Below are 3681 nucleotides of genomic sequence, written 5' to 3'. Positions count from 1 at the left end.
GGCCGGCGTCGCCGTCAGCGCGGACGGCCGCTTTGCCTATGTGACGAGCCCGGACGCCAAGGCGGTGACGGTGGTGGACGCCGCAGCCCGGCAGGTGGTCGGGCGGATCGAGGTCGGCGGCGGGCCGCTCGGCATTGCCGTGGCGCCCGATGGCCGCACCGTCTATGTCGCCGATTGGTATGCAGCCGCGGTGCGGGTGATCGACGCCGCGAGCCGCAGCGTCACGGCCAGCATCGCGGTCGGCGCCTCGCCATCGGGCCTGGCGGTGACGCCGGACGGCAGGCTGCTGCTCTCGGCCGACCGCGACGATGACAGCGTCTCGGTCGTGGACATGGCGACGCGCCAGCGCAAGGCGACCATCAAGGTCGGCACCCGACCATTCGGTGTCACCATCGATGCCGAGGGCAAGCGCGCCTACACCGCCAATGTCGGCTCCGACGACGTCTCCGTGATCGACATCGCCGAAGGGCGCGAGATCGGCCGCGTGTCGGTCGGCATGCGCCCCTATGCGGTGGCGCTGACGCTGGGCCGCGGCTTCGTCACCGACCAGTAGGGCGGCACCGTCAGCGTGTTCGATCTGGCGAGCCTGAAGCCGGTCAAGCGCATCAATGTCGGCGACTATCCCGAAGGCATCGCTGCGACCGCCGACGGCAAGCGCGTCATCGTCGCCTGCTGGGAGAGCAACACGCTTGATATCATCGACGCGACTGATCTGAAGGTGATCGGCGAGATCAGGACCGGCGACGGCCCGCGCGCGTTCGGGGCGTTCCTGCGCAAGACGGAGTAGGGTGTGTAGGGTGTGTAGAGCGGATTAGCGCAGCGTAATCCGCCATCTTGCATCGACGATCGGTCGGCGGATTACGCTGCGCTAATCCGCCCTACGATTACACAACACGTCCGCAATCTCGTCCATCCGCTCGAACACGTGATCCGGCCCGTGCGCGCGCAGCGCCGCCGGGGCCGCATAGCCCCAGCACACCGCGCCGCAGGCAATGCCCACCGCGCGTGCTGCCTCGATGTCACGAACCTCGTCGCCGATAGCGACGACCTGGTTTGGCGCCACGCCGGCGCGGCGGATGACGCGGTGGAATTTCGCGGGCTTGCCGAACAGCGATGCCGAGCAGTCGAAATGCGAAAACAGCGCGGCGGCCTCGCCAAGCTTTTCGCGCGCATTGGCCTCGCTGTCCGATGTCACCAGCGCGAGCTGCACGCCGTTGTCCGCCAGCGTCCGCAGCATGGTCTCGACACCTCCAAACAGCGGGATCTCGCTAGCTGCCTCTCCCTTCAGCCGCCGCGCATGCCGCGCGATCGCCGGTAGCTTCCACAAGGGTACCTCAAGGCGGCTGAGGATCTCGCGCGTCGAGGCATGCCGCAGCTCCTCGACGTCCTCATCCCGCACGCGGCGAAAGCCGAAGCGGTCGGCGATGTCGTTGACGGTGCGCAGGAACCACGGGAAGCTATCGGCCAGCGTGCCGTCGAGATCGAAGATGGCGAGGGTGTAGGGCATGGAGGCGAGGGCTACGTCGGCCAAGCTGGTCTCACTTCTGCATGCAGGTCTCTTGCAAGGAAAGGTTGTAAGCGGTCTAGTGAGTAGCTATTGGTACTAAGATTCGGCCTCTGCGACGTGCAGGAGGCGGTCTGTTTACAGCTCAGATTGGTTGTTAAAGTCGTGGCTCGCATATTCCTGTCTTATTCGAAGTCTGATGCGAACTTCGCGCTACAGCTGGCCGAACGTCTTAAGTCGCTTGGCAATGAAATCACAGTTGATGTTGAGTCTTTGACCGCAGGGCAGGATTGGCGCACACGCCTATCTGAAGGACTGAGGCGGGCGGAGCTCTTCGTCGTGCTGATATCGCAGTCCTCGATAAGGTCGCCGTCGGTATTGCAAGAGATCGGCGCGGCTAGGGCATACGCCGTTGAATCAGACCGGATGCTCGTGATCCCCGTCCTGATTGATGACATATCAATACCATCTGTCGTCCAGGACATACTCGTTCTCATGGCGGCCGATCGAGATCTCGATAAAATTGTTTCCGATATCTCGGTCTCAATTTCGCAGTTCGTCGGCCGGAAGGCCGCTAAGGACGAAAGAGCGGCAGAAGTCGCAAAGAGAATCGAGATCAATGCCGCTTCCTACATTGATGATGCTGTGCTGTCTCAAAGCAATGCCGAGGCGAGAAACCGCGTCATGGGAATCATTTGGTATGTCGCGGGGTTCATTTCCCTTCTAAGCGGCATTGCGTTTGCCGCGTTTGCATTGGCGCACGGAGACGCAAACAGGCCGACCGAATGGACAGATTTGGCAGTCGCAACCTTAAAAGGCGTTGTCGTCATTGGTCTCTTAGCTGCATGCGCAAGGTATGCGTTCTCACTGGGGAAGTCTTACGTCAGCGAGGCATTAAAGTGCTCGGACCGCATTCATGCGATCGCGTTTGGGAAGTTCTACTTGCAGGCCTATGGCGATAAGGCAACCTGGGTAGAGCTAAAGGAAGTATTTCAGCATTGGAATATTGATAGAACATCAACATTCTCGTCGCTGGATACTGCTCAAATTGATCCTCAAATCTTGAGCCTGCTAGGCGACGTGGTTAAGACCGCCATCGGAAAAGCGAAAAGCCCGCCTTAGCGCGGTCGAGATAACGGTTAGGCGATGCGCCTCACTCCGCCGCCTCGCTCGTGCTCCGCCGCTTCGGCTTCCTCGCCTTCTTCAGCACCGGCTCCAGAAACTTGCCCGTGTAGCTCCGCGGCGCCTTGGCGATGTCCTCCGGCGGGCCCCAGGCGACGATCTCGCCGCCGCCGTCGCCGCCTTCGGGGCCGAGGTCGATGACCCAGTCGGCGGTCTTGATGACTTCGAGATTGTGCTCGATGACGACGACCGTGTTGCCCTGCGCGACGAGCTCGTGCAGCACTTCCAGGAGCTTCTTGACGTCGTGGAAGTGCAGGCCGGTGGTGGGCTCGTCCAGGATGTAGAGCGTGCGGCCGGTGGCGCGCTTCGACAGCTCCTTGGCGAGCTTGACGCGCTGGGCTTCACCGCCCGAGAGGGTCGTCGCTTGTTGGCCCACGTGGATGTAATCGAGCCCGACGCGGTGCAGGGTCTGAAAAGTCTCGCGCACGCGCGGCACCGCCTTGAAGAATTCGGCGGCTTCCTCGACGGTCATGTCGAGCACGTCGGCGATGCTCTTGCCCTTGAACAGGACTTCCAGCGTCTCGCGGTTGTAGCGCTTGCCCTTGCAGACGTCGCAGGTGACGTAGACGTCGGGCAGGAAGTGCATCTCGATCTTGATGACGCCGTCGCCCTGGCACGCCTCGCAGCGGCCGCCCTTGACGTTGAAGGAGAAGCGGCCGGGCTCGTAGCCGCGCGCCTTGGATTCGGGCAGGCCGGCGAACCATTCGCGGATCGGCGTGAAGGCGCCGGTATAGGTCGCGGGGTTGGAGCGCGGGGTGCGGCCGATCGGCGACTGGTCGATGTCGATGATCTTGTCGATGTGCTCGAGGCCCTCGATGCGGTCGTGCGGGGCCGCGCCCTCGCTGGCATTGTTCAGCTTGCGGGCGATGGACTTGTAGAGCGTGTCGATCAGCAGCGTCGACTTGCCGCCGCCGGACACGCCGGTGACGGCGGTGAACAGGCCGAGCGGAATTTCGGCGGTGACGTTCTTGAGATTGTTGCCGCGCGCGTTGACC

The 3681-nt window shown here is 62.8% G+C and carries 3 protein-coding genes and 1 pseudogene; 2 read left to right on the top strand and 2 right to left on the bottom strand.

From position 1 onward, the window contains the following. A pseudogene (locus tag IC66_RS0122660) lies at positions 1-787 on the top strand (YVTN family beta-propeller repeat protein); the annotation flags it as partial. Between the two features lie 81 nt (positions 788-868). Here the strand turns inward: IC66_RS0122660 and IC66_RS0122655 are convergent. Further along, positions 869-1507: an HAD family hydrolase gene (locus IC66_RS0122655; protein ID WP_038949140.1), complete on the bottom strand. Its 639-nt coding sequence runs from the start codon at positions 1505-1507 to the stop codon at positions 869-871. 117 nt (positions 1508-1624) lie between these two features. Between IC66_RS0122655 and IC66_RS0122650 the strand changes: the two genes are divergently transcribed. Next, positions 1625-2626, top strand: coding sequence for a toll/interleukin-1 receptor domain-containing protein (locus IC66_RS0122650; protein WP_038949139.1), 1002 nt, complete (start codon positions 1625-1627; stop codon positions 2624-2626). A gap of 31 nt (positions 2627-2657) precedes the next feature. Here IC66_RS0122650 and IC66_RS0122645 read toward each other — a convergent pair. Continuing rightward, positions 2658-3681 (bottom strand): ATP-binding cassette domain-containing protein (locus IC66_RS0122645; protein WP_038949138.1); only part of this gene is annotated, 1024 nt, incomplete at its 5' end.

Source organism: Bradyrhizobium genomosp. III (assembly GCF_000261705.1).
Taxonomy (GTDB): Bacteria; Pseudomonadota; Alphaproteobacteria; order Rhizobiales; family Xanthobacteraceae; genus Bradyrhizobium; species Bradyrhizobium ottawaense.
The sequence above is the reverse complement of the archived record's forward strand: the minus strand, read 5'-3'. Positions and strand labels throughout refer to the sequence as shown.

Coding starts and splice junctions, on each gene's coding strand:
- IC66_RS0122655 (WP_038949140.1), bottom strand. CDS start 1,507: ATGCCCTACACCCTCGCCATCTTCGATCTCGACGGCACGCTGGCCGAT.